The 19767-nt window shown below is 48.2% G+C and carries 25 protein-coding genes; 22 read left to right on the top strand and 3 right to left on the bottom strand.

The window, feature by feature from the left end:
* Entirely contained in the window at positions 1 to 726 is a 726-nt protein-coding gene (locus ACDJ58_RS25410) for a pirin family protein (RefSeq protein WP_413373605.1), read from the top strand.
* A 73-nt stretch (positions 727 to 799) separates the two neighbouring features.
* Here the strand turns inward: ACDJ58_RS25410 and ACDJ58_RS25405 are convergent, their stop codons facing one another.
* The gene (locus ACDJ58_RS25405; protein ID WP_413373603.1) at positions 800 to 1024 is read right to left on the bottom strand and encodes a DUF1128 domain-containing protein; all 225 of its coding nucleotides are present in this window, start codon (positions 1022 to 1024) and stop codon (positions 800 to 802) included.
* 160 nt (positions 1025 to 1184) lie between these two features.
* Here ACDJ58_RS25405 and yyaC point away from each other — a divergent pair, with 160 nt between their 5' ends.
* The 4 genes from yyaC to ACDJ58_RS25385 all read left to right on the top strand — a co-directional run bounded on the left by yyaC (position 1185) and on the right by ACDJ58_RS25385 (position 4895).
* Entirely contained in the window at positions 1185 to 1727 is a 543-nt protein-coding gene (yyaC, locus tag ACDJ58_RS25400) for a spore protease YyaC (protein WP_413373602.1), read from the top strand.
* A 76-nt stretch (positions 1728 to 1803) separates the two neighbouring features.
* Positions 1804 to 2595: an alpha/beta fold hydrolase gene (locus ACDJ58_RS25395; protein WP_413030464.1), complete on the top strand. Its 792-nt coding sequence runs from the start codon at positions 1804 to 1806 to the stop codon at positions 2593 to 2595.
* Between the two features lie 242 nt (positions 2596 to 2837).
* Positions 2838 to 3527, top strand: coding sequence for a DUF6483 family protein (locus ACDJ58_RS25390; RefSeq protein ID WP_413373600.1), 690 nt, complete (start codon positions 2838 to 2840; stop codon positions 3525 to 3527).
* Between the two features lie 90 nt (positions 3528 to 3617).
* Positions 3618 to 4895, top strand: a complete 1278-nt coding sequence (locus ACDJ58_RS25385; RefSeq protein WP_413373599.1) for a class I SAM-dependent methyltransferase — start codon at positions 3618 to 3620, stop codon at positions 4893 to 4895.
* A gap of 781 nt (positions 4896 to 5676) precedes the next feature.
* Here ACDJ58_RS25385 and ACDJ58_RS25380 read toward each other — a convergent pair.
* Positions 5677 to 5817: a hypothetical protein gene (locus ACDJ58_RS25380; protein WP_413373598.1), complete on the bottom strand. Its 141-nt coding sequence runs from the start codon at positions 5815 to 5817 to the stop codon at positions 5677 to 5679.
* 244 nt (positions 5818 to 6061) lie between these two features.
* Here ACDJ58_RS25380 and ACDJ58_RS25375 point away from each other — a divergent pair, with 244 nt between their 5' ends.
* Positions 6062 to 7309: an O-antigen ligase family protein gene (locus ACDJ58_RS25375; RefSeq protein ID WP_413373596.1), complete on the top strand. Its 1248-nt coding sequence runs from the start codon at positions 6062 to 6064 to the stop codon at positions 7307 to 7309.
* Positions 7310 to 7378: 69 nt separating this feature from the next.
* Here the strand turns inward: ACDJ58_RS25375 and ACDJ58_RS25370 are convergent, their stop codons facing one another.
* On the bottom strand, positions 7379 to 7726 hold the full coding sequence (locus ACDJ58_RS25370) for a hypothetical protein (RefSeq protein ID WP_064640579.1): 348 nt from the start codon (positions 7724 to 7726) through the stop codon (positions 7379 to 7381).
* A 160-nt stretch (positions 7727 to 7886) separates the two neighbouring features.
* Here ACDJ58_RS25370 and ACDJ58_RS25365 point away from each other — a divergent pair, with 160 nt between their 5' ends.
* The 16 genes from ACDJ58_RS25365 to perR all read left to right on the top strand — a co-directional run bounded on the left by ACDJ58_RS25365 (position 7887) and on the right by perR (position 19653).
* Complete coding sequence (locus tag ACDJ58_RS25365) at positions 7887 to 8501, top strand: DedA family protein (RefSeq protein ID WP_413373595.1); 615 nt, start codon at positions 7887 to 7889, stop codon at positions 8499 to 8501.
* A gap of 2 nt (positions 8502 to 8503) precedes the next feature.
* Positions 8504 to 9073: a thioredoxin family protein gene (locus ACDJ58_RS25360; RefSeq protein ID WP_113055371.1), complete on the top strand. Its 570-nt coding sequence runs from the start codon at positions 8504 to 8506 to the stop codon at positions 9071 to 9073.
* Positions 9074 to 9079: 6 nt separating this feature from the next.
* Positions 9080 to 9712: an MBL fold metallo-hydrolase gene (locus ACDJ58_RS25355; protein ID WP_090904734.1), complete on the top strand. Its 633-nt coding sequence runs from the start codon at positions 9080 to 9082 to the stop codon at positions 9710 to 9712.
* A 359-nt stretch (positions 9713 to 10071) separates the two neighbouring features.
* On the top strand, positions 10072 to 10308 hold the full coding sequence (locus tag ACDJ58_RS25350; protein WP_413373594.1) for a hypothetical protein: 237 nt from the start codon (positions 10072 to 10074) through the stop codon (positions 10306 to 10308).
* A 107-nt stretch (positions 10309 to 10415) separates the two neighbouring features.
* Positions 10416 to 10943: an RNA polymerase sigma factor SigY gene (gene sigY, locus ACDJ58_RS25345; RefSeq protein ID WP_113055490.1), complete on the top strand. Its 528-nt coding sequence runs from the start codon at positions 10416 to 10418 to the stop codon at positions 10941 to 10943.
* 2 nt (positions 10944 to 10945) lie between these two features.
* The gene (locus ACDJ58_RS25340; RefSeq protein WP_413373593.1) at positions 10946 to 11281 is read left to right on the top strand and encodes a YxlC family protein; all 336 of its coding nucleotides are present in this window, start codon (positions 10946 to 10948) and stop codon (positions 11279 to 11281) included.
* Entirely contained in the window at positions 11274 to 11507 is a 234-nt protein-coding gene (locus ACDJ58_RS25335) for a sigmaY antisigma factor component (protein ID WP_413373592.1), read from the top strand. The genes ACDJ58_RS25340 and ACDJ58_RS25335 overlap by 8 nt, the downstream gene beginning before the upstream one ends.
* Before the next feature lie 128 nt (positions 11508 to 11635).
* Positions 11636 to 12019: a hypothetical protein gene (locus ACDJ58_RS25330; protein ID WP_024631336.1), complete on the top strand. Its 384-nt coding sequence runs from the start codon at positions 11636 to 11638 to the stop codon at positions 12017 to 12019.
* Between the two features lie 303 nt (positions 12020 to 12322).
* A complete protein-coding gene (gatC, locus tag ACDJ58_RS25325; protein WP_110001637.1) occupies positions 12323 to 12610 on the top strand; it encodes an Asp-tRNA(Asn)/Glu-tRNA(Gln) amidotransferase subunit GatC in 288 nt (95 codons plus the stop codon).
* A gap of 27 nt (positions 12611 to 12637) precedes the next feature.
* The gene (gatA, locus tag ACDJ58_RS25320; protein ID WP_413373591.1) at positions 12638 to 14095 is read left to right on the top strand and encodes an Asp-tRNA(Asn)/Glu-tRNA(Gln) amidotransferase subunit GatA; all 1458 of its coding nucleotides are present in this window, start codon (positions 12638 to 12640) and stop codon (positions 14093 to 14095) included.
* Between the two features lie 26 nt (positions 14096 to 14121).
* On the top strand, positions 14122 to 15561 hold the full coding sequence (gatB, locus tag ACDJ58_RS25315) for an Asp-tRNA(Asn)/Glu-tRNA(Gln) amidotransferase subunit GatB (RefSeq protein WP_094939147.1): 1440 nt from the start codon (positions 14122 to 14124) through the stop codon (positions 15559 to 15561).
* A 120-nt stretch (positions 15562 to 15681) separates the two neighbouring features.
* Positions 15682 to 16146, top strand: coding sequence for a GNAT family N-acetyltransferase (locus tag ACDJ58_RS25310; protein WP_413373590.1), 465 nt, complete (start codon positions 15682 to 15684; stop codon positions 16144 to 16146).
* Between the two features lie 33 nt (positions 16147 to 16179).
* Positions 16180 to 16890: an MgtC/SapB family protein gene (locus ACDJ58_RS25305; protein ID WP_099858589.1), complete on the top strand. Its 711-nt coding sequence runs from the start codon at positions 16180 to 16182 to the stop codon at positions 16888 to 16890.
* A 147-nt stretch (positions 16891 to 17037) separates the two neighbouring features.
* A complete protein-coding gene (locus ACDJ58_RS25300) occupies positions 17038 to 17631 on the top strand; it encodes a hypothetical protein (RefSeq protein WP_413373588.1) in 594 nt (197 codons plus the stop codon).
* Between the two features lie 26 nt (positions 17632 to 17657).
* Positions 17658 to 19058: a DUF4097 family beta strand repeat-containing protein gene (locus tag ACDJ58_RS25295; RefSeq protein WP_413373587.1), complete on the top strand. Its 1401-nt coding sequence runs from the start codon at positions 17658 to 17660 to the stop codon at positions 19056 to 19058.
* A gap of 172 nt (positions 19059 to 19230) precedes the next feature.
* Positions 19231 to 19653, top strand: a complete 423-nt coding sequence (perR, locus tag ACDJ58_RS25290) for a peroxide-responsive transcriptional repressor PerR (protein WP_024631328.1) — start codon at positions 19231 to 19233, stop codon at positions 19651 to 19653.
* Positions 19654 to 19767 lie beyond the last annotated feature (114 nt).

Here is a 19767-nt window from a genome sequence, read left to right as displayed (position 1 = left end):
ATGATTAAAGTAGTGACATCGGAAGAAAGGCACACGTCGGATCGAGGTTGGATACACAGTGAATTCAGCTTTTCCTTTGCGGACTATGATGATCCAAGCAATGCCCATTTTGGTTGTCTTCTGGCTCATAATGACAACACACTGATGCCGCAGGAAGGCTTTAAGCGACATCCACATCATGACTTGGAGATTGTTAGTTATGTAATATCAGGTACGTTGAAACATACGGACAGCATGGGAACAGAGCAATTGTTGGAACCGGGAACGGTTCAGGTCATGAGTGCGGGTACCGGGGTAGAACATTCAGAGACTAACCCGTCAGAGGATGAACCGGTACGCTTCATACAGATGTGGTTCTTGCCTTCCCAGCGCATGCTGAAGCCAGCGTATACCAATCGTCGTGTGGAGGCTCAGGAGCATCTGAACCGTCTTTGTCCGATTGTATCGGGACAAGGGGGAGAAGGAGCCGAAGGAGCATTGCCTATTTCACAGGATGTAACTTGCTATCTATCCCATCTGGAATCCGGCAAAAAATTAATGTACTCTCAACATGAAGATAGGCGTACACATCTCTTTCTGATTAGTGGTCACATTGAGATTGTATGTTCAGATGGTAACTTCAATCTCAAGCCGGGTGATGCTGCACGAATCCGCAAAAGCTGTGATCTGCAAATTACAGGTACAGGCAGCGAGACTGCTGAATTTGTATTGGTGGATTTGCCTTGACGAAAAAACAACCGCAAAAGGACCTGTTTCCACTGTGATGTGGAGGACAGGTCCTCTTTTCCATGGGCAATGCCTAGGATTTGCGGAGATTACCCAGTTCGGAAGCGACAGCTTCCACTTCAGAGATACTCAGATGTTCCTTGCCCAGGACCATCTCATACAGGTCAAACAAATCTTCATACTTCTCAAGTGGGAAAGCCGAAGCCTGCATGGCAGCTCCACTGGCCATCCGCAGCTTCGTTTTGATCGCCTCAATCATATATTCCATGTTGGCTGCGCTTGCTTGCGTTAAATCCATCGTTATGTCCATCCCTTCCTTATCGGAAACTGTTGTCATTGTATCATGATTGGACAGGCCCAGGCCAATGCTTTTGCGGCGAAATCAAGCATCGGGTAAAATGAGGAATATAACCATAGAGCCTCAGGTAGGGAGCACATGTGTAAAGGAGGTAAATAGATTGGCAGCATATAAGCGGGAATTGGTTCGTCATCAAAGTAGGGAAGCCCGCCAAAATGTGCAGGGAGAAGACTTGGTATTATTTTTCAAGCACATCTATAAGCTTCATTCACCGGATGAAATCACCTTTGTCTGTATCGGGACGGACCGTTCCACCGGAGATGCACTGGGCCCACTGACAGGCAGTCTACTGCAGGAGTATGGAGTGAATCACGTTGTAGGGACTCTGGCTTCTCCTTGTGATGCTGATACACTGGAGAAGAGGCTGGCGCTTGTCCCGTCACATCATGCCATCATCGCCATAGATGCTTGTCTGGGTCCAAAACAGGCAACAGGTACATACTATCTTGCGGAACATCCACTTATTCCGGCAAAATCGGTTGGCGGCAAGCTGCCGCCAGTTGGTCATTACAGCGTGGCTGCTGTAGTGAATGCCAATGGACCGAGACCTTATTCCATTCTACAGATGACCTCGCTTCATTTTGTTATGGGCATGTCCCGAACGATTGCTGAGGCGGTCGCCGAAGCAGTGAAATACAGATAAACGTTTCATTAATGATATGCAGGCTTAATAATATACAACTTGAATTAATTTAATTCGCGCAGAGAGAGGGATTTATATGGAAAAAGTGATGTGTGACGGAACGACGATTTGTTATGCCGAACAGGGTAAGGGAGAAGCACTCATTTTGCTCCACGGATACTGCGGCAGTTCATCCTACTGGGATGAAGTGGTGCCTGAGCTTGCACGCAGCTATCGTTGCATCGTACCCGATCTGCGTGGACATGGCAAAACGGACGCGCCTGTAGGTAGTTATACCATTGATCAGATGGGCAATGACGTATTGCAATTAATGGACGAGCTAAAGGTGGACAAGGCTGTCCTGCTCGGTCACTCCATGGGCGGATATATCGCACTTTCTATTGCACAGCGCCACCCAGAACGATTGAATGCCTTCGGCTTGATTCATTCCACAGCGTATCCGGATAGTGAAGAGGGTAAAGAAAAACGCCTTCGTGCAGTATCCACCATCCAGACGGAAGGCATTGTTCACTTTGTAGATGGGCTGGTTCCCGGTTTGTTTGCACCAGAACATGTGGAATCGCTATCGACGCAAGTGACTCGTGTGAAGGAAATTGGTTACCAGACTGCACCGCAAGGGGCAACTGGAGCTGCACTGGCTATGCGAGAACGACCGGACCGCCGTGATGTATTGTCCGCTACACCGCTTCCTGTCCTGCTGGTTGCCGGAGAGAAGGATGCCGTCATTCCGCCGGAACGTACATTCACAAGTGACAAGCCACATATTACACAAGCCGTGATTCCTGGAGCAGGACATATGAGCATGTATGAAGCTCCGGAAGAATTAATTCAGGTCATTAAACAATTTTTGACGGGATTATCGAAGTAATAATGGAACATGAATAGAGTATCAGATGATTTCGCCTCCTTGGCGGAGCGTCGGTACCTTGCTAAACCCCTGTAACGTTCGCTCAAGAACGGCAGGGGTTTTATATTTGTTCAGGGCCAGAGCATAGGACGAGCCATAGACCATGTTTTGGCTTTTTGTCATGGCATGAATTAAAATGATGAGAATGGATCATGCAAGTGAAACTGGAATGTACACGATCGAATGATGAGGGGGCACATAGCATGTTCAGGAAAGATTATCTGCTCCGCATGATGGAGGAAATGACAGAAGCGATCGGCAAAGTATTTACACTCAAACAACAGCGAAAACACACGGAGGCTCTGTCTGAGTTGGACGAGCTCCTACGTAGGCAGTTTGGTTTGAATTTATCTCTGCTGAACTCACTGCCGGCCGAAGATGTCATTGAAATGTTCCGTTTTCGCGGCGTCATTGAAGTGGACAATCTGCAACAAGCCGCCAGGCTGATCGAAGAAGAGGCGTACATTTATAATGAAAAGGCCAAAGTAGAGGGCATAGATGACCAGGAAAAAATGGAGTCGGAGAATGAAGCACTTATTCGTCTGATGAGATCACTTCATTTTTACCTGTACGCACTGAATAATGGGGCTAATCCGAAGCTGCTGGATGCACCAGATCGTGTGGAGGGAATATTGAAGCAGACGAAACAATACGAACTTCCGGCACGAACGGAAAAGCAGCTTGCCCTGTATCGTGAACAGCAGGGGCGTTATGATCAGGCTGAGAATAGCTGGTACAGACTGCTGCAGGTAGACGACAGCCATCCTATTCAGTATCGGGGTGAGGTACAGGCTTTCTATGAAAGGTTAAGACAACTGGAAGATGAGCAGTTGCAACAAGGTGGCTTGCCTCGTGAGGAAGTGGAAGAGGGGCTTGCCGAGCTGAACCGTTAAACCGATGAATAGGACGTTAACTTGGAGAGGGAACGGAATTGTGTTATGGTAACGGTTGACCAAACCAAACCGAAAGTGAGATGTACCCCCGTGGATTCATTGCGAAAGCTTATACAAGACATCTTTGAACAGAATTCGCTGATTACAGCGACCTGGAGCCAGCTGCGCAGACGGGACAATGTCTCGTATACGAAAGTGCAAGTCAAGCCGGTAACGCTCAAGAATCAGCTTCATTATCAATTCGCATTTCATTATACCAACAAAGTGCTGCACGAGAATTTGACTCCGGATGAAGCGGCAGAGCGCATGACTTTGCTATGCGAAGAGACGTTTCGTCAAGGTCTGCTCTGTACTACAGACGCAGACTATCAAATTTTGATCAGCAAAAAATATAAAGTGTCCATCTTGACCAAGTCGCCTTCCAAGACGGCGGTGGACCTCTCGCATAATCGCAAAAAGCAATATGTGCTGGAAGATGGAGTTCCCGTTTCGTTCCTGGTCGAGCTGGGGATTATGAGCGAGGAAGGCCGCGTTTTGGCTCGCAAGTACGACAAGTTTAGACAGATCAACCGTTTCCTCGAAATGGTACAGGATGTCATCCCGCATCTGCCGGAGGGCCGTCCACTTACCATTGTTGATTTTGGTTGCGGGAAGTCTTATCTCACCTTTGCTTTATATCACTATTTGTCCGTACAGCAGCGCAGATCGCTTAAAATTATTGGCCTCGACTTAAAAGCCGATGTTATTGAACACTGCAATGATTTGGCAAACAAATTGCATTACGGTGACCTGAAGTTCCTCGTTGGAGACATCGCTGACTACGACGAGCTGAATGAAGTGGATATGGTCGTAACGCTGCATGCCTGTGATACAGCAACCGATGCTGCTTTGGAGAAAGCGGTTCGATGGGGCGCTTCGGTCATTCTATCTGTACCGTGCTGTCAGCACGAGCTGTTTGACCAGATTGAATCCAACGTGATGAATCCGTTGTTGTCACACGGTATTCTGAAGGAACGCTTCTCCGCTTTGGCAACTGATGCCATTCGGGCCAAGCTGCTCGATCTGATGGGATACAAAACGCAGTTGCTCGAATTTATCGACATGGAGCATACGCCGAAAAATATATTAATCCGTGCAGTACGAGGCCAGGCTGGGCAGACTGCTGACATGTGGAATGAATATACTGCATTCCGTGATTTCATTCACGCAGATCCTTATTTGGAGCGGGCTTGTGCGGACTTGCTTCCAGGTGACGGCAAGCTGAAAGAAGCTGCGCCGAACCATGGGGCAGATGCGAGCCAAGAGAATTCAAATGGGGAATCTATCAAAGATGTCACCCAAGATGCTAGCCACTGTGATCACTGTTGAATGTGAATGTTTACGGGATAATGAAAAGCGATGCATGATTTAGTTGCTTGATCCTTTGAGACGATGTAGATCGTCTGCCATCGCCTTTGACGGGACATACTGGTAAGAGGGTCCCGTGAAAATATATATAATGTGCCAAAGGCATGTAATCAGGCAGAAGACCCTAATGGGGACTTCTGTCTTTTTTTGTTTGAAACTAATTAAGAAGAATACGGAGACGGGAAAAAGGAGAGGGACGCATGAAGGGGGGGAAATCAGATAAGAAGGCTAAGTGGAGTTCAGAATCGGAATTAACGGCAGTTCTTGGTTTAATTGCAGTGGCTTTACTGTTGGCAGGATGTCTATGTAGGGGATTGTTTTATGCTACGGACGTATATCCTATGGTACTGATGGCATCAGGAAGTGTACTTATTTGGTTTGTTTTGTTCATTATGTGCTTCAATGCACCGAAGACGAGAGGGCAGCTAGGGATTGCTCAGTGGTTGGATTACCTCAAACGACTATATGTGGCCATTATGCAGTATGCTCATTTCCGCTGGATGCTTTGTCCCCTGGCTATGGCAGTCTGGTTTGGCCTGCATGTATGGATGGGCTCTGTCAGTGTACAGGGAAGCTTGGATGAGATGCTGCGCTGGAGCCTTCTGGCGATATTTGCGTTGCTAACCGTCATACTGGCCTCACGCGCAAACGGAGCGCGATGGTTTGCCTGCGGCTGGCAATTGGCAGGCGGCCTGCTTGTACTAAGCGGAGTACTTGCCGCGTGCGGTGTGCTGCCGCTGCCTTATGGGGTCATGCGAACCGCTGACCCCGAGATCAGCTCCGCCGGAGCCCGGCTCGGTGGATTGCTGCAGTACCCCAATGCGTACGGTGCCGTTGTTGGCATGTACGCATTGGAGCGGCTGGCTGCCGCCGCACGCGTCATGGCCCGGCCGCTGTCGGCCGGGCGGCTCATCGCGGCAGCACTGCCGCTCATGCCCGCGCAAGCCGCGCTCCTACTGAGCGAGTCGCGCGGCGCTTGGCTGGCGACCGGCTGCGCCGCGGTCGCCGCCTTCGCATTGCAGCGGCGCGGTGCCCGCCTGCCGCTGCTGCTGGCCACGGCCGCGCCCCTGGCGTGCGCGGCCTGGCTCTACCGCCAGCTGGCTGCTGCCCAGCTGGCGCCTGCACCCGTGCCCGGCCTGCTGGCGCTGGCCGGGGCATGGGCAGCTGCGCTGCTCGGCACGCTGCTGCTGTGCCGTTTGTGGCACAGCGGCGCTCGTGCGCGCGCCGCTGCCCTTACGGCCACAGTGCTGGCGGCAATCACCGCCGCCACTGTGGCCGTGGCCTCCACCACCGAACGCATGGCGGCTGGTGTTGGCACAGGGCTGTCCCGCCTTCAGATGTGGCGGGACGCCCTGAAGCTCTGGACCGAGGCCGCATGGCTGGGCCACGGGGGAGAGACATGGCGCAACATGTTTCGCGCCATCCAATCCTCGCCTTATGTTGGAGGCGAGGTCCACAACGGCTTCCTCGATCTGGCCCTTGATACAGGCGTGATCGGGTTGCTGCTTATCGCCGGATGGTTCTTTTCCACCTTGCGAACGATGTGGAGGCATGCACCACAGCTGCTGCCTTCGGTTATTGTTTTTGGCCTCCATGGCGCTATGGACTTTGACTGGAGCTTCACCTTCCTTTGGATGATGTTTATTTGGCTTGGAGGCTGGGCCCTCTCGTCGCCAACTCTACTGGATGCCTCGGCTGACAAAAAACACCCCCGTTTTTTCCCACAGTTGAGCCCGTGGCCTCAACGGATATTAACTGGACTGTTCGTCATGTTTTGGCTTGGCGGGACAGCCTGGCTTGCTGGACAACATGTGGCGGCAGAACAACAATATCGTCTAGCAATGTCAAAAGATACAGGGGGTGCTGAACGAAAGGTGCTGCTTACTTCGGCGTACAAGTTCAACCCCTACAGACCGGATATCGCCATCTCTCTGTCCCGTACGCTTCCAGCGGAAAAGGCTGAATCCATATTGGTGCAGAGCTTGTCCTTTTCCCCTGTTTCACCCCAACTCTACGGAGAGCTGGGGCGGTTAGCCGCTCAATCGGGTAGAGGAGAGTCGGCCGGGAACTATTTTGAACAAGGCCTGGCCCTGAATCGTTTTGACGCGTCATGCCAGTCCCAAGCCTTGTATTGGATGGAACAGGCATCACGGAGGGAACTGGCGGCAGGGTATGCTGAACGAGGGAGGCAGACCGCTGCTGCTGGAGTAAGGATATATGAACGTTACAGACAACTGGCGGAAGAAGTGGCAGCAGGGGAGGAGAGAAATGATCGGCGTTTTGGGCTTGAAGAAGAAGCATTACGTTATGGGGATAATCTGCGCCTCCTTGCTTTTGGTCCACTTGCTTCAGAAGTGACCAGAAAGAGTCCCTGAATATCTGACCTCACACAACGCCGATAGTGAACAAATTCCATGAAAACAATGATTCAACATACTCCCAACCTACAGGCGATATCCGCCAAACGCATTCTTAAAGGCAGCTTGCAGCGGTTCTACCTCCACACCCCATAGAGTCGCAATTTCTAAGCTGACATCCGCGTTCCACCATTCGCATAATTTTTTGCGATTATCCCGATTTTCTCCGATCCAGAGCAGATTGGCGATGACCTTCCCATAATACAATTCTTCCGCTTGCTTCATCAGCTCGGGGGAGATATATACCTTTAACTTTTTGGCTGTTCGATACAGCTCTTTGCTGCATGCTCTTCGGATACCTCGGGCAGAAGGCAGTTTCTGGCCTGGGGTGTTATGTTTTACCGGGGGAGTACCGGGTGCTGATTTGAATGACATCTTCTCACGCTCCTCTCCCGATACCATATGCAAACGGCTGCTTGCGGGACACTATCCCAAACGGGGGAAGTAGCAACAGCTACATGCCTGTGATAAAATAGGGACGAACATCCATGGTGTGGAAGGGCACTGCCAATCAGGATGAAGAAAGAGGGTCGAGATGGACGTTATTCATAACATTGTCAATCAATTATTCGATTGGATTCAGAGTCTTGGATACTTTGGAATTATGCTTGGACTAATGCTTGAAGTTATTCCGAGTGAAATTGTACTGGCATATGGAGGTTTTCTCGTTTCACAAGGCCATATTAATTTTTTCGGTGCAATGATTTTTGGTACCGTGGGCGGTGTCATAGCCCAGCTATTTATTTACTGGATTGGCCGTTATGGCGGAAGACCTGTACTTGAACGCTACGGAAAATACATATTGATCCAGAAAAAGCACATCGACCATTCCGAAGAGTGGTTCCGCAAGTATGGGACAGGTGTCATTTTCACGGCGCGTTTTGTTCCGGTCGTAAGACATGCCATATCGATTCCTGCCGGTATATCCAAAATGCATACGGGTCGATTTATTTTGCTGACAACCCTCGCTGTTATACCTTGGTCTGCATTGTTTATATATTTAGGGATGATACTTGGAGATCAATGGCAACATATCAACGAGAAAGCGGCACCTTATATTATGCCGATTCTGCTCGTTGCTCTTGCACTTATGATTGTTTATGTACTTATTAAATGGATGAATGTTCGTAAAAAGAAGGGAAGTGTCTAGTTATGGGAAAACCAAACTTGTCTCACAAATTCGGTAAAGGTCTGCCACCGAAAGAATTCATTGAGAGCATGACGAAGAACCAAAGTGAGTTTCAGGCAAACTACGACAGCTTTGCATGGCCAAGCGAGGATGATCGTGAATTTTTCGAAAGCCTGAATCACCGCGATGATTTGCGTGTGTTAATTTTGGCTGCTGACTGGTGTGGCGATGTGGTACGTAATGTTCCGGTCGTGTTCCAGGCGCTGGAAATCTCCGGCATTCCGACAGAAGTTCTTATTTTGGAAAATCACCCTGAAGTGATGGATGAGTTCCTTACGATGGGCGGACGCTCTGTCCCTGTCGTTATTTTTGCAGATACGGGCGGACATGTACTGGGTCAATGGGGGCCTCGTCCGCAACATGTGCAGGAAGTTATGGTTGAATTCAAACGTCTCAACCCGGACCGTGAAGCGGCAGATTATCAGGATAATTTGGCTGTTGCACGTCAAGAGATTGGGAAACGTTATGGGGAAGGAACGGAGTCAAATGCAGCGATTATTCGTGAGTTGCGTGAACTGATTTCGGGTTACTAAGCCGATATGCTTAACATTCGTACATTTTCATTGGGACCGCTCCAGACCAATGCGTATCTGTTGCAGGGTGATGATCCAGGTAAAGCCGTAATCATTGACCCGGGAATGAATCCGGGCCCATTACTCAAAGCCATTCAGGACCTGGAGATCGAAGCGATCCTGCTAACTCACGCGCATTTTGATCACATGGGTGGCGTGGATGAAATTCGCAAATTGAAAGGCTGTCCCGTTTATTTGCATGACTTGGAGAGCGATTGGCTCACGACGCCGAAATTGAATGGTTCTTTGAACTGGCCTCAGGCTACCCCGCCGCTTTCGACAGATCCAGCTGAATATGCCATGGACGAAGGGCAGACTTTGAACTTTATTGGCCATACGTTCAAAGTGTACCATACACCGGGACACTCACCAGGCAGTGTAAGTCTGCTATGTGGTGATGATCTGTTTGCAGGTGATGTTCTGTTCCGTATGGGTGTAGGCAGAACGGATCTGACCGGAGGCCGTGAACGGGATCTGATTGATTCGATCCAGAACAAGTTATACACCTTCTCGGATGAGGTCAAAGTGTATCCAGGTCATGGTCCCAAAACGACAATCGGTTATGAGAAGAAGAACAATCCTTACGTGTCTGCAAGATGATCCGACAATTTATGTGAAGAAAGTCTGGACAAGTGACAACTTTTTCATTAGAATAGCAATTAGTTGTTACAAGCGTTTAAGCACCATCTAACTGAAGCAATAAAAAGAAACACCCTAACTTGCGAAGCACGCAGACTGTGGTCTATACCCGGTTTGCGTTCTTTTTTTGTTTTCAGCCTCTTTTTTATCAAAGTTACATCCCGTTTAGCCCTACATACAGATCGTTGACAAGTATCTACAGAAGATTGTTCTAGTCCATTTAGTCAGTCGAATTATAATAAGCTTGAGATGATAATAGTCAGAAGAATTATGAAACAATAGCTAATGAGAGCGAGGAAATAGAAGTGGAGAAAAAGCGAGTGATTCAGTTGGGACAACGTGCCGAGCATGTGATCATCGAAGAAAACCGTCGAGCAATGGAAAGTAGCAGAATAGAAGCAGTTAACCAGCGTCCTCAACTACATAACTACATGAATAATGAGATGAATCCAATCAAAGATCAACAGCAAAATATCTGGAGAAGTCGTTTATTAAGCAGCGGAGCCCGCAACCAACCGTGGTTCGACAAACTGCAAGATTACCGAAATGAAGTCTGATTGCCCGGGAAATTGTCGGCTTCAGATTTTTTTTGGATTGAATTGAACGTTTCTGCAGAGCCTGTCGTAATAACATAAGACTGAGCGGAGAGCAGGTGATGATTCAGATGGAGGCAGCCGAACTGGAAGAGGTACAGAGAGCGATACAGGGAGATGACAGTGCACTGGCAGAACTGCTGCAGCGTCATTACGCTTTTGTGTATAAGTATCTTGTCAAAGTAACGATGGACCCCAACGTTGCCGAGGAGACGGTGCAGGATACAATGATTCGATGTATGGAAAATATTCATAGATACGATGGCTCGTCTGCCTTTTCGTCATGGATGATTACGATTGCCACCCGTATATATATCGACAAGACTAGACGCAGGCGAAGAGAACAGATTTGGCTGGAAGCAATTCGTAATCAGGCTGTACGAAAATTGCGATGGCAATTTGAGAGCCGGAATGAAGAATGGACAGATGTGATGGATGCTATGACAAGGTTAACCCCAGAACATCGTATTGCCGTCCTGCTGAAGCATTATTATGGTTATGGCTATGATGAAATTGGTGAAATGCTTGGTATTCCATCCGGAACGGCGAAGTCTCGAACTGCCTATGGCCTTCGTCAATTGAGAAAGGAGCTGGGATGAGCATGAGTGGATCTGAAGAACAGGATGAACAAGAGATTCTGATGCGGATGCAACAACAGTTGAAAGTGCTCGATGATGCGTATGAACCTGTAAATATTCCTTCATTAGCCTCAATTGAAGCCCAAGTCAAGGAACGAAGACAAATGAGACGACGAGCCAATCGGATCGAAATGATCTTGTTCTGGATTGTGGGATTGTTCATTATCGCTTTTGGTGCCTTATTGTTCCATTCGGCTCCAGCTCTATATTTGGGTATCCAGGCTATTAGCTTGTGCGCAGCGATTGCCGTGGCAGCAATCTGGTCAGGGCGACGCCGGAAGGAGACTCGTCATGAATGATCTGCATTATCCTTTAAATGAAATTCCGCTCATATGGCTTATTCTGATTGCCATTCTTTTGCTGATACAGGGAACATGGATCTTTCAGGATGCACGAAGGCGTGACCGTTTCCCCTGGTTATGGGGATTGTGGGGCATCACCGGATTCCCCACACCTTTGATCATATATTGGTTCGTTGTGATCCGAGCAGACCGCAGGACTCCTAAGCAAACATCGGGCAAATAATGAGTTTGCGACATGGAAAAAAGATTTTGCACAAATGTTTTGTTTAATTCTAGTAATCGTAGACATCGCTATTCTTTTCTAGTAGACTATACAAATAATAAAAAGATAGACTACCAGGAGGTTAGACGATGCTGCGATTAGGAGAGAAGGTTGTCATCGTCGCGGATGCGTTTGAGCAGAATCTTCCTGTGGGGGAATATGGTTTCATCATCGCTTATGACCGGAATCCGGACAATGCGTTCGATTACGTGCTTCGAGTGCCGCAGGTGAATCGGAACTTTTTTGTTCCATCCGGCGACGTCGATCTAGAAGAGGTTCTGCTGAAGCAGGAAGCTGAGCGGGTCGAGCGAGAAGCGTTGATAGATTACGCCCTTGCGACACACAATGAGAAACTGTTTCATCATCTGATGAACGGAGATTTTCAAGCTGTGGAAGAGGAAGAGGAAACCGCGAACGATGTTATGTCACAGGCGGATTTTATAAAGCAGGTTAACCTGCGTGCATGGATTTAGAATTTTAAGAGTCGGCTGATGCCGGCTCTTTTTTGATTAGATTGGAACGTATGAACGTTGAAGCCCTCATTATACTGGTTATGCGTGTGAAAATTCAGTTAATTAGGTTTTGAAATTTGCATTAAAGGAAGACTCCATTGTTATGGGGTTATTTTGCATATTCGGTAACTCGGGTCATTTGCATTGAATTGTCGAACTATCTCACCTATAATGAAAAAAGTTATCTTGGGACTTTAGCCCGTTAAACGAACGATTCGTTTTGGCGGTTTCAGGAATTAGAACGAATGAAGGAGGCATCCGGAAATGAGTATTTCGAATAATGACGTTCAGCATGTGGCCAAGCTGGCCCGGCTTAATTTGACTGCCGAAGAAGAGCAGACCCTGACTGGACAGCTGAACGCGATTTTAAAATATGCTGAGAAGCTGAATGAACTGGATACAGAGAACATTGAGCCAACCACTCACGTGCTGCACGTCAGCAATGTGATGCGTGAAGATGAGACGAAGGAAAGTCTGTCGATTGAACAGGTCATGCGCAATGCACCAGAAGAAGAAGAAGGGCAATTCAAAGTGCCTGCTGTAATGGAATAACGGATAACCGGAAGGAGGACGAATTACGTGAGTTTATTTGAACAATCGTTGCCGGAGATACATAACAAGCTGTACGCCAAGGAGCTGTCGGTCAGCGATCTGGTGAATCAGGCATATCAGAACATTGGTGAACGGGATGAAAAGGTTAAGGCTTATCTGGCGCTGGATGAAGAACAAGCACGTGCACGTGCACGTCAACTGGATGATCGTCTCGTCAGCGGTGAGGAGAAAGGTTTACTTTTCGGTCTGCCAGTCGGCATTAAGGACAACATCGTTACGAACGGACTGCGCACAACATGCGGCAGCCAGTTTTTGCGCAACTTCGACCCGGTATATGATGCAACGGTTGTCGAGAAGCTGAAAGCGGCGGATACCGTGACGATCGGGAAGTTGAACATGGACGAATTCGCCATGGGCGGCTCCAATGAAAATTCAAGCTTCTACCCTGTACGTAACCCTTGGGCACTCGATCGTGTTCCAGGCGGCTCAAGTGGTGGATCTGCTGCGGCTGTTGCGGCAGGAGAAGCTTATTTCACATTGGGATCAGATACTGGGGGCTCCATCAGACAGCCTGCATCCTATTGCGGCGTTGTCGGATTGAAACCTACCTACGGACTCGTTTCCCGCTTTGGTCTGGTTGCATTCGCATCCTCCCTGGATCAGATTGGACCTCTGACGAAAAATGTCGAGGATTCTGCCTATGTGCTGCAAGCCATTGCTGGTTATGACGCCAAAGATTCGACATCCGCGAAAGTGGATATCCCAGATTACTTGAGCGGACTGACAGGGGACGTCAAAGGACTTCGCATTGCTGTTCCAAAGGAATACATTGGAGAAGGCGTTGATCCTCAAGTTAAAGAAACAGTCCTGTCTGCCCTGAAAGTCCTCGAAGGACTCGGTGCAACATGGGAAGAAGTATCCCTTCCGCATACCGAATATGCGGTGGCTACGTATTATCTGCTCGCTTCCTCAGAGGCTTCTTCGAACCTGGCTCGTTTCGACGGCGTGCGTTATGGTGTCCGTGCAGACAATCCGGAAAACTTGCTGGACCTGTACCATCAGTCCCGCAGTCAAGGTTTTGGTCCCGAAGTGAAACGACGCATTATGCTTGGAACCTATGCACTCAGCTCGGGTTACTACGATGCGTATTATTTGAAAGCTCAAAAAGTCCGTACGTTGATCAAACAGGATTTCGACGACGTATTTGCCAAATATGATGTCATCATTGGACCAACTGCGCCAACAACAGCATTCAAACTTGGTTCCCAAGTCGATGACCCACTTACGATGTATCTCAACGACATTCTAACCATTCCAGTCAGCCTGGCTGGTGTACCTGCAGTCAGCATCCCTTGCGGATTCTCGGATGGCCTACCTGTCGGCATGCAAATTATCGGTAAAGCTTTTGATGAAACGACCGTACTGCGCGTAGCGCATGCGTTTGAACAAAATACGGAATTCCACAAGCAGCGTCCGCAGCTGTAGACTGCCCGGAACGGAGGAATATAGAAATGTCCGCATCTAAATATGAAACGGTCGTTGGACTTGAAGTCCATGTCGAGTTGCATACAAACTCCAAAATCTTTTGCGGTTGCTCCACTGCCTTTGGAGCACCGCCAAATACACATACTTGTCCGGTCTGTCTCGGACATCCAGGCGTATTGCCTGTATTGAATCGCCAAGCTGTAGATTACGCGATGAAAGCGGCCATGGCCCTTAACTGCACCATTGCTGATGTCAGCAAGTTTGATCGCAAAAACTACTTCTACCCCGATTCTCCGAAAGCTTATCAGATCTCACAATTCGATCAACCGATCGGTGAGAACGGCTGGATCGATATAGAAGTCAACGGTGAAACGAAGCGAATCGGCATTACGCGTCTTCATCTGGAAGAAGATGCAGGGAAGCTTACCCACGTTGACGGCGGCTATGCTTCATTGGTCGATTTCAACCGTGTTGGTACCCCGCTGGTGGAGATTGTCTCCGAGCCGGAGATTTCTTCTCCGGAAGAAGCGCGTGCATATCTGGAGAAATTGCGTGCCATCATGCAGTACTGTGATGTATCTGACGTGAAGATGGAAGAAGGGTCACTGCGTTGTGATGCCAACATTAGTTTGCGTCCGCATGGACAGGAGAAGCTTGGAACGAGAGCCGAACTGAAAAACATGAACTCCTTCCGCGGCGTTCAGCGTGGTCTGGAATATGAACAGTATCGCCAAGCGGAAATTCTGGACGACGGCGGTGAAGTGGTTCAGGAAACTCGTCGCTGGGATGAGGCTCAAGGGAAAACACTGTCGATGCGTGGTAAAGAGCAAGCGCATGACTATCGTTATTTCCCAGACCCGGACTTGGTGAAGCTGCATATCGATGCAGCCTGGAAAGAACGGATCAGAGCTTCCATACCGGAGCTTCCGGACGAGCGTAAAGCCCGTTATACCGCTGATTATGGACTGCCTAATTATGATGCGGAGGTTATTACCTCTTCCAAAGCGGTCGCTGATCTTTTTGAAGACAGTCTGAAATACACCAAGGATGCCAAAGCCGTATCCAACTGGATTATGGGTGATTTGCTTGGTTATTTGAATACCAGCAACCTTGAATTGACTCAGGTGCCACTGACTGGCCAAGGTCTGGGCGAGATGATTGGACTGCTTGAAAAAGGTACAATTAACAGTAAAATCGCCAAAACGGTATTTAAGGAAATGCTCGAGAGCGGCAAGCTTCCACAGCAAATCGTTGAAGAAAAAGGTCTGGTCCAGATTAGTGACTCAGGTGCCATTCTCGCCATTGTGGAGCAGGTTGTAGCAAACAACCCACAATCCGTGGAAGATTACAAGGCTGGTAAGCAGAAGGCCATTGGCTTCCTCGTTGGTCAAGTCATGAAAGAAAGCAAAGGCAAAGCCAATCCGGGACTAGCCAATCAACTGCTTACAGATGTACTGAACCGCTAATCCATCCGGTGAGGCCGGACAGAAAGAGGCTCGTCCCTGTGACAGCCTCTTTTTGTTAGGGGCACAAGTTTGATTTTATTGTCTGGATTCAGTGGACGTATGAAGGAGATGAGGTAGGTTATGAAGATTCAATCTTTGTCATTGAGTGATCTGGAGACAGTAGGTCAGCTCTGGCGACTGCAGCATGTAGCTTATCGGCTTGAAGCCGAAATCATCGGGTTTCAGGAAATTCCACCTTTGATGGATACGATGGAGACGCTGCAGAATTGTGGAGAGACTTTCTATGGCTATCTGGACACGGATGGCGAATTGCTTGGTGCGGTTGCAGTGGATGAGGAAGAGATCAATACGTTGACGATTACACGAATGATGGTGCATCCTGATCATTTTCGTAAAGGAATTGCTGCTGCTTTGATGACGTATGTGTTTGAGCAGTATCCGGATCTCCCTCGTTATATCGTTTCCACAGGAACGTTGAACCAGCCAGCCGTGAAATTGTATACCAAGTTCGGTTTTAAACCCGTGGAAGTTGTACAGATTGCACCTGGAGTGGAATTAACGACATTTCATAAGAATAAAGATTAATGATGTGAACAACTTGGAGGAGGAATACCGGCTTTGGGCAATCCCTGGTTAATAGATGAGTGGCACATTTTATTACGATTATTACTGGCTATGCTGCTTGGAGGGCTTGTAGGCCTGGAGCGGGAGCGTTCCAATCATGCTGCCGGTCTGCGTACCCATATTCTGGTGTGCCTTGGATCTGCACTAATCATGATGTTGTCTATTTATGGTTTTAAAGATTTTGCAAATGAATTAAACGTAAGGATTGATCCGGCCCGTCTGGCTACAGCCGTTATTACAGGCGTTGGGTTTCTTGGAGCGGGCACGATTCTTTTTACCGGCAAGTCGATTACCGGACTGACAACGGCAGCTTCCATTTGGGTTGTGGCAGCCATCGGACTGGCAACAGGCGCGGGATTCTTTTTTGCCTCTATCGTGTCAACAGTCTTGGTATTACTTAACCTCTGGGTATTCAATAAGTTGGAGCTTAGGTATATACGGGGAAACAAACTGCATGTCGTTACACTTCATACCTTGTCTGAGCCCGGTTTCCTGGAACAGGTATCTTCATTTATGGAGCAGGAGAAGATCAAAATCCGTAAAATAACGGTTAATGAGCAGGATTTGGCTTATGCAGAAATGATATCGGTTGAACGCAAAATTGAAATTGTGTTGCATGTTTACATGCCGCATGAGTTCAGTGCAGTGCAGCTCGTATCCAAGTTAAGACAGTGGGAACATGTAACGAAAGTGTCAGTCGAATAAATGAATTAAACCCTCTGAGGCCTGTAGTGCCGGAGGGTTTTTGCTCATAACCATATTTCTTCCAGTTACTCTCCTGGCTCTTTAGGGTACTATCTAACCAAATGCATGAAGAGCGGGAACGTCAGCCCCGGAAGAAAGGAGTCGTTTATGAAACGGAAACGTCAGTCGAACAATAATTCCAGCGGAACGCGCAGAAAACCTGTCCGAAATCGGACTCACAAGTTTATTGCCGGGTTGCTAAGTGCGGTTATTCCGGGTCTGGGCCATATTTATCTCCGATTATACATGAGAGGTCTGACTTTCATGATGCTTGTGCTTCTGGACCTGTCAGCACTCTTGTACTTCTCAACTATTGGAATACAGATCAATGTACCATTGCTTATCCTGCTGGCGTTGTTTATTCCGGTGATTTACTTTTACAATGTATTCGACGTATTACAATCTGCGGACTGGGTGATGATGCGCAGGAGAAGAGCGGTTACCCATAATAGCTCGGACAAGCCCATCCCTAATGATCGTTCTGCAGGGGAAGCCATGATGGTGTGGGAGAGAGGCATTTCGTTTGGGTTGCTTCTGATTGTAGGGGGATCGCTGCTGGTATTGTTCTTTCGTAAACCACGTTGGTTTAAAGAGCTAATCGCTGTCTATGGCGGATACACTTTTGCTGTTCTGATGATCGCAGGAGGACTAATCCTTTTCGGACGGGAAATCTGGGTCATGCTTCGCAAGAAGAAAATCTAGTGTGAACTATTCAAGGAGGGATAGCCATGAACCGTAAAGTCCGGGTCGGCCGCTATACGGCTGCCGCCTTACTCGTAGCTGTCGGTGTGCTGTTGATTTTGGATAAACGGTGGGGAACGGACTATGTATATGAGATGGTCGATTGGTGGCCCCTCTTGCTCGTTGTGTTAGGTGTAGAATACATACTGTTGTTCTTAGTGACACGTCGAAGAGGGAATGCAGCTTCAGACAACCAAGGTGAGAAAATTAAAATGCGCTTTAGACCCGATGCGAAGGGCATCCTGACGTCCCTTGTCCTGACGGCTTCTGTATTTATCGTTTCAGAGCAGGATCACTATATGCATTTGTGGAACAGGGTGAGTCTTAATCTGGGAGCAGCATCCATGGATTATAGTCAGGCAGCAGGATATATGGAAGATAAGGGCACGATTCGGGTGCCTGTAGGTATGGATACGTCGGACCTTGTAGTTGAGGGAGTTAACGGGGATATCTCGATACAGCGGGGGGACACAGAAGAGATTGAAGTGCGCACGGTAGTTTGGGTGGATCAGACAACTGAAGTACAGGCCAAAGCAGTAGCGGACGCTTCCTTTGTTGAGGCAGACGGGACAAAAGTGATTCATATCAAGACTACAGGCAAAACGTATGGAGAGAACGAGAAAACACAGCCGCGGATGAATATCACCATAACGATCCCGGATGATCGTCGTTTTAATCTCGATATTCGAACGTCCAATGGAGCCATACTGTTGAATCGTCCGGAGGCCATTAGTACTATTTTGGCCGAGACCGGAAATGGACGTATACGAATTACGAATGCGGTAGGTGATATTTCCGGTAAAACGCTGAATGGTGATGTCGTTGTGGCAAATGCGATCGGAAATGTGGACTTGAACAGTAATCGAGGCGACATGAAGGCCCGTGGGGTTTCTGGAAATGTGAATCTGACTACACAAGTCGGAAGTATTAGCATCACGGACTCCGTCGGAGAGATCACGGCGGATACCCGAAACGGAAATATCAGTGTAGACGGCGCAAGTTTGGCAGTCAAAGCTCAATCCCTCAATGGTAGTATAAGTATTGTATCCGCCAAAGTAGGCGGTGACTGGGACGTTTATAGCGCTGTAGGTGCTATTAACATTCTGCTTCCGGAGCGGGGGGATTATAGCCTCAGTGGTTCCAGCAGTTATGGAGATCTGCAAACGGATCTGCCGTTTAAAGTGAAGAATAAAACGATTGAGGGCCAGCTTGGTGAAGGAGAGTATACGGTTAAAGTTGAGGGAAACAGCGACCTCACTATTGATCGTAATCCTGCAGTGCCTCCTGTTGGAACGAATTCACTGGATTCGGAAGATACGGATGATAACTTGGAACAAATGACCGAAGACGGACAGAATTCCCAAGACCAAACGTCCGAAGTTCCCTGACTGACGCGTTGACAATAAACTTGCAATCGCCGTACAATAAATATAAACTGGCAAGGTTACACGGCAGGAAAATGTAAGTCGTTGTTCCAGCCGAGGATCAACTCTGAATGAAGAGAACAGTGATCATACATTCTGTCTCTGCAGAGTAATGAAAGGTAAGGCGGTGGGTTTTATGGCAACACGTGTCCAACATGCGTTGGAGCATCTGAAAACGACCGGTGTCCGTATTACACCCCAGCGTCATGCCATATTGAACTATCTGATGGAATCCATGGGGCATCCGACTGCCGATGAAATTTACCGTGCGCTTGAACCCCAGTTTCCCAGTATGAGCGTGGCGACTGTATATAACAATTTGAAGATGTTTCTGGAAGCGGGCATGGTCCGGGAGTTGACATACGGAGATAACTCAAGTCGCTTCGATGCCAATGTGACGGATCATTACCATGTTATCTGCGATAAATGCGGCAAGATCGAAGATTTTAGTTATCCTTCGCTAAAAAGCGTGGAGCTCCAGGCGGAGTCAAGTACAGGATTTGAAGTACATGGTCACCGATTGGAAGTTTATGGTGTTTGTAAAAGTTGCAGGGATTAAGAGAGTTGAATTACAATATTAACGTGCAGAATTCAGATTGGATTCTTCACGTTTTTTGTTTTTAGGACGATAGAATGTATATAGTCTCAGCAGGTTAGATATTTCATGATTCAG

The organism is Paenibacillus taichungensis (assembly GCF_047302525.1).
Taxonomy (GTDB): Bacteria; Bacillota; Bacilli; order Paenibacillales; family Paenibacillaceae; genus Paenibacillus; species Paenibacillus taichungensis_B.
Note: the sequence above shows the minus strand (reverse complement) of the source record. Positions and strands in the feature narration are given on the sequence as shown.

What these genes read in the sequence shown, in the direction of transcription:
- gatB (WP_094939147.1), top strand. Translation starts at nt 14,122, where the DNA reads ATGTCCGCATCTAAATATGAAACGGTCGTTGGACTTGAAGTCCATGTC.
- ACDJ58_RS25355 (WP_090904734.1), top strand. Translation starts at nt 9,080, where the DNA reads ATGCTTAACATTCGTACATTTTCATTGGGACCGCTCCAGACCAATGCG.
- sigY (WP_113055490.1), top strand. Translation starts at nt 10,416, where the DNA reads ATGGAGGCAGCCGAACTGGAAGAGGTACAGAGAGCGATACAGGGAGAT.
- ACDJ58_RS25365 (WP_413373595.1), top strand. Translation starts at nt 7,887, where the DNA reads ATGGACGTTATTCATAACATTGTCAATCAATTATTCGATTGGATTCAG.
- ACDJ58_RS25295 (WP_413373587.1), top strand. Translation starts at nt 17,658, where the DNA reads ATGAACCGTAAAGTCCGGGTCGGCCGCTATACGGCTGCCGCCTTACTC.
- ACDJ58_RS25310 (WP_413373590.1), top strand. Translation starts at nt 15,682, where the DNA reads ATGAAGATTCAATCTTTGTCATTGAGTGATCTGGAGACAGTAGGTCAG.
- ACDJ58_RS25370 (WP_064640579.1), bottom strand. Translation starts at nt 7,726, where the DNA reads ATGTCATTCAAATCAGCACCCGGTACTCCCCCGGTAAAACATAACACC.
- ACDJ58_RS25390 (WP_413373600.1), top strand. Translation starts at nt 2,838, where the DNA reads ATGTTCAGGAAAGATTATCTGCTCCGCATGATGGAGGAAATGACAGAA.
- ACDJ58_RS25395 (WP_413030464.1), top strand. Translation starts at nt 1,804, where the DNA reads ATGGAAAAAGTGATGTGTGACGGAACGACGATTTGTTATGCCGAACAG.
- ACDJ58_RS25335 (WP_413373592.1), top strand. Translation starts at nt 11,274, where the DNA reads ATGAATGATCTGCATTATCCTTTAAATGAAATTCCGCTCATATGGCTT.
- ACDJ58_RS25330 (WP_024631336.1), top strand. Translation starts at nt 11,636, where the DNA reads ATGCTGCGATTAGGAGAGAAGGTTGTCATCGTCGCGGATGCGTTTGAG.
- ACDJ58_RS25340 (WP_413373593.1), top strand. Translation starts at nt 10,946, where the DNA reads ATGAGTGGATCTGAAGAACAGGATGAACAAGAGATTCTGATGCGGATG.
- ACDJ58_RS25300 (WP_413373588.1), top strand. Translation starts at nt 17,038, where the DNA reads ATGAAACGGAAACGTCAGTCGAACAATAATTCCAGCGGAACGCGCAGA.
- ACDJ58_RS25360 (WP_113055371.1), top strand. Translation starts at nt 8,504, where the DNA reads ATGGGAAAACCAAACTTGTCTCACAAATTCGGTAAAGGTCTGCCACCG.
- perR (WP_024631328.1), top strand. Translation starts at nt 19,231, where the DNA reads ATGGCAACACGTGTCCAACATGCGTTGGAGCATCTGAAAACGACCGGT.
- ACDJ58_RS25380 (WP_413373598.1), bottom strand. Translation starts at nt 5,817, where the DNA reads ATGACGCGTGCGGCGGCAGCCAGCCGCTCCAATGCGTACATGCCAACA.
- ACDJ58_RS25405 (WP_413373603.1), bottom strand. Translation starts at nt 1,024, where the DNA reads ATGGATTTAACGCAAGCAAGCGCAGCCAACATGGAATATATGATTGAG.
- gatC (WP_110001637.1), top strand. Translation starts at nt 12,323, where the DNA reads ATGAGTATTTCGAATAATGACGTTCAGCATGTGGCCAAGCTGGCCCGG.
- ACDJ58_RS25410 (WP_413373605.1), top strand. Translation starts at nt 1, where the DNA reads ATGATTAAAGTAGTGACATCGGAAGAAAGGCACACGTCGGATCGAGGT.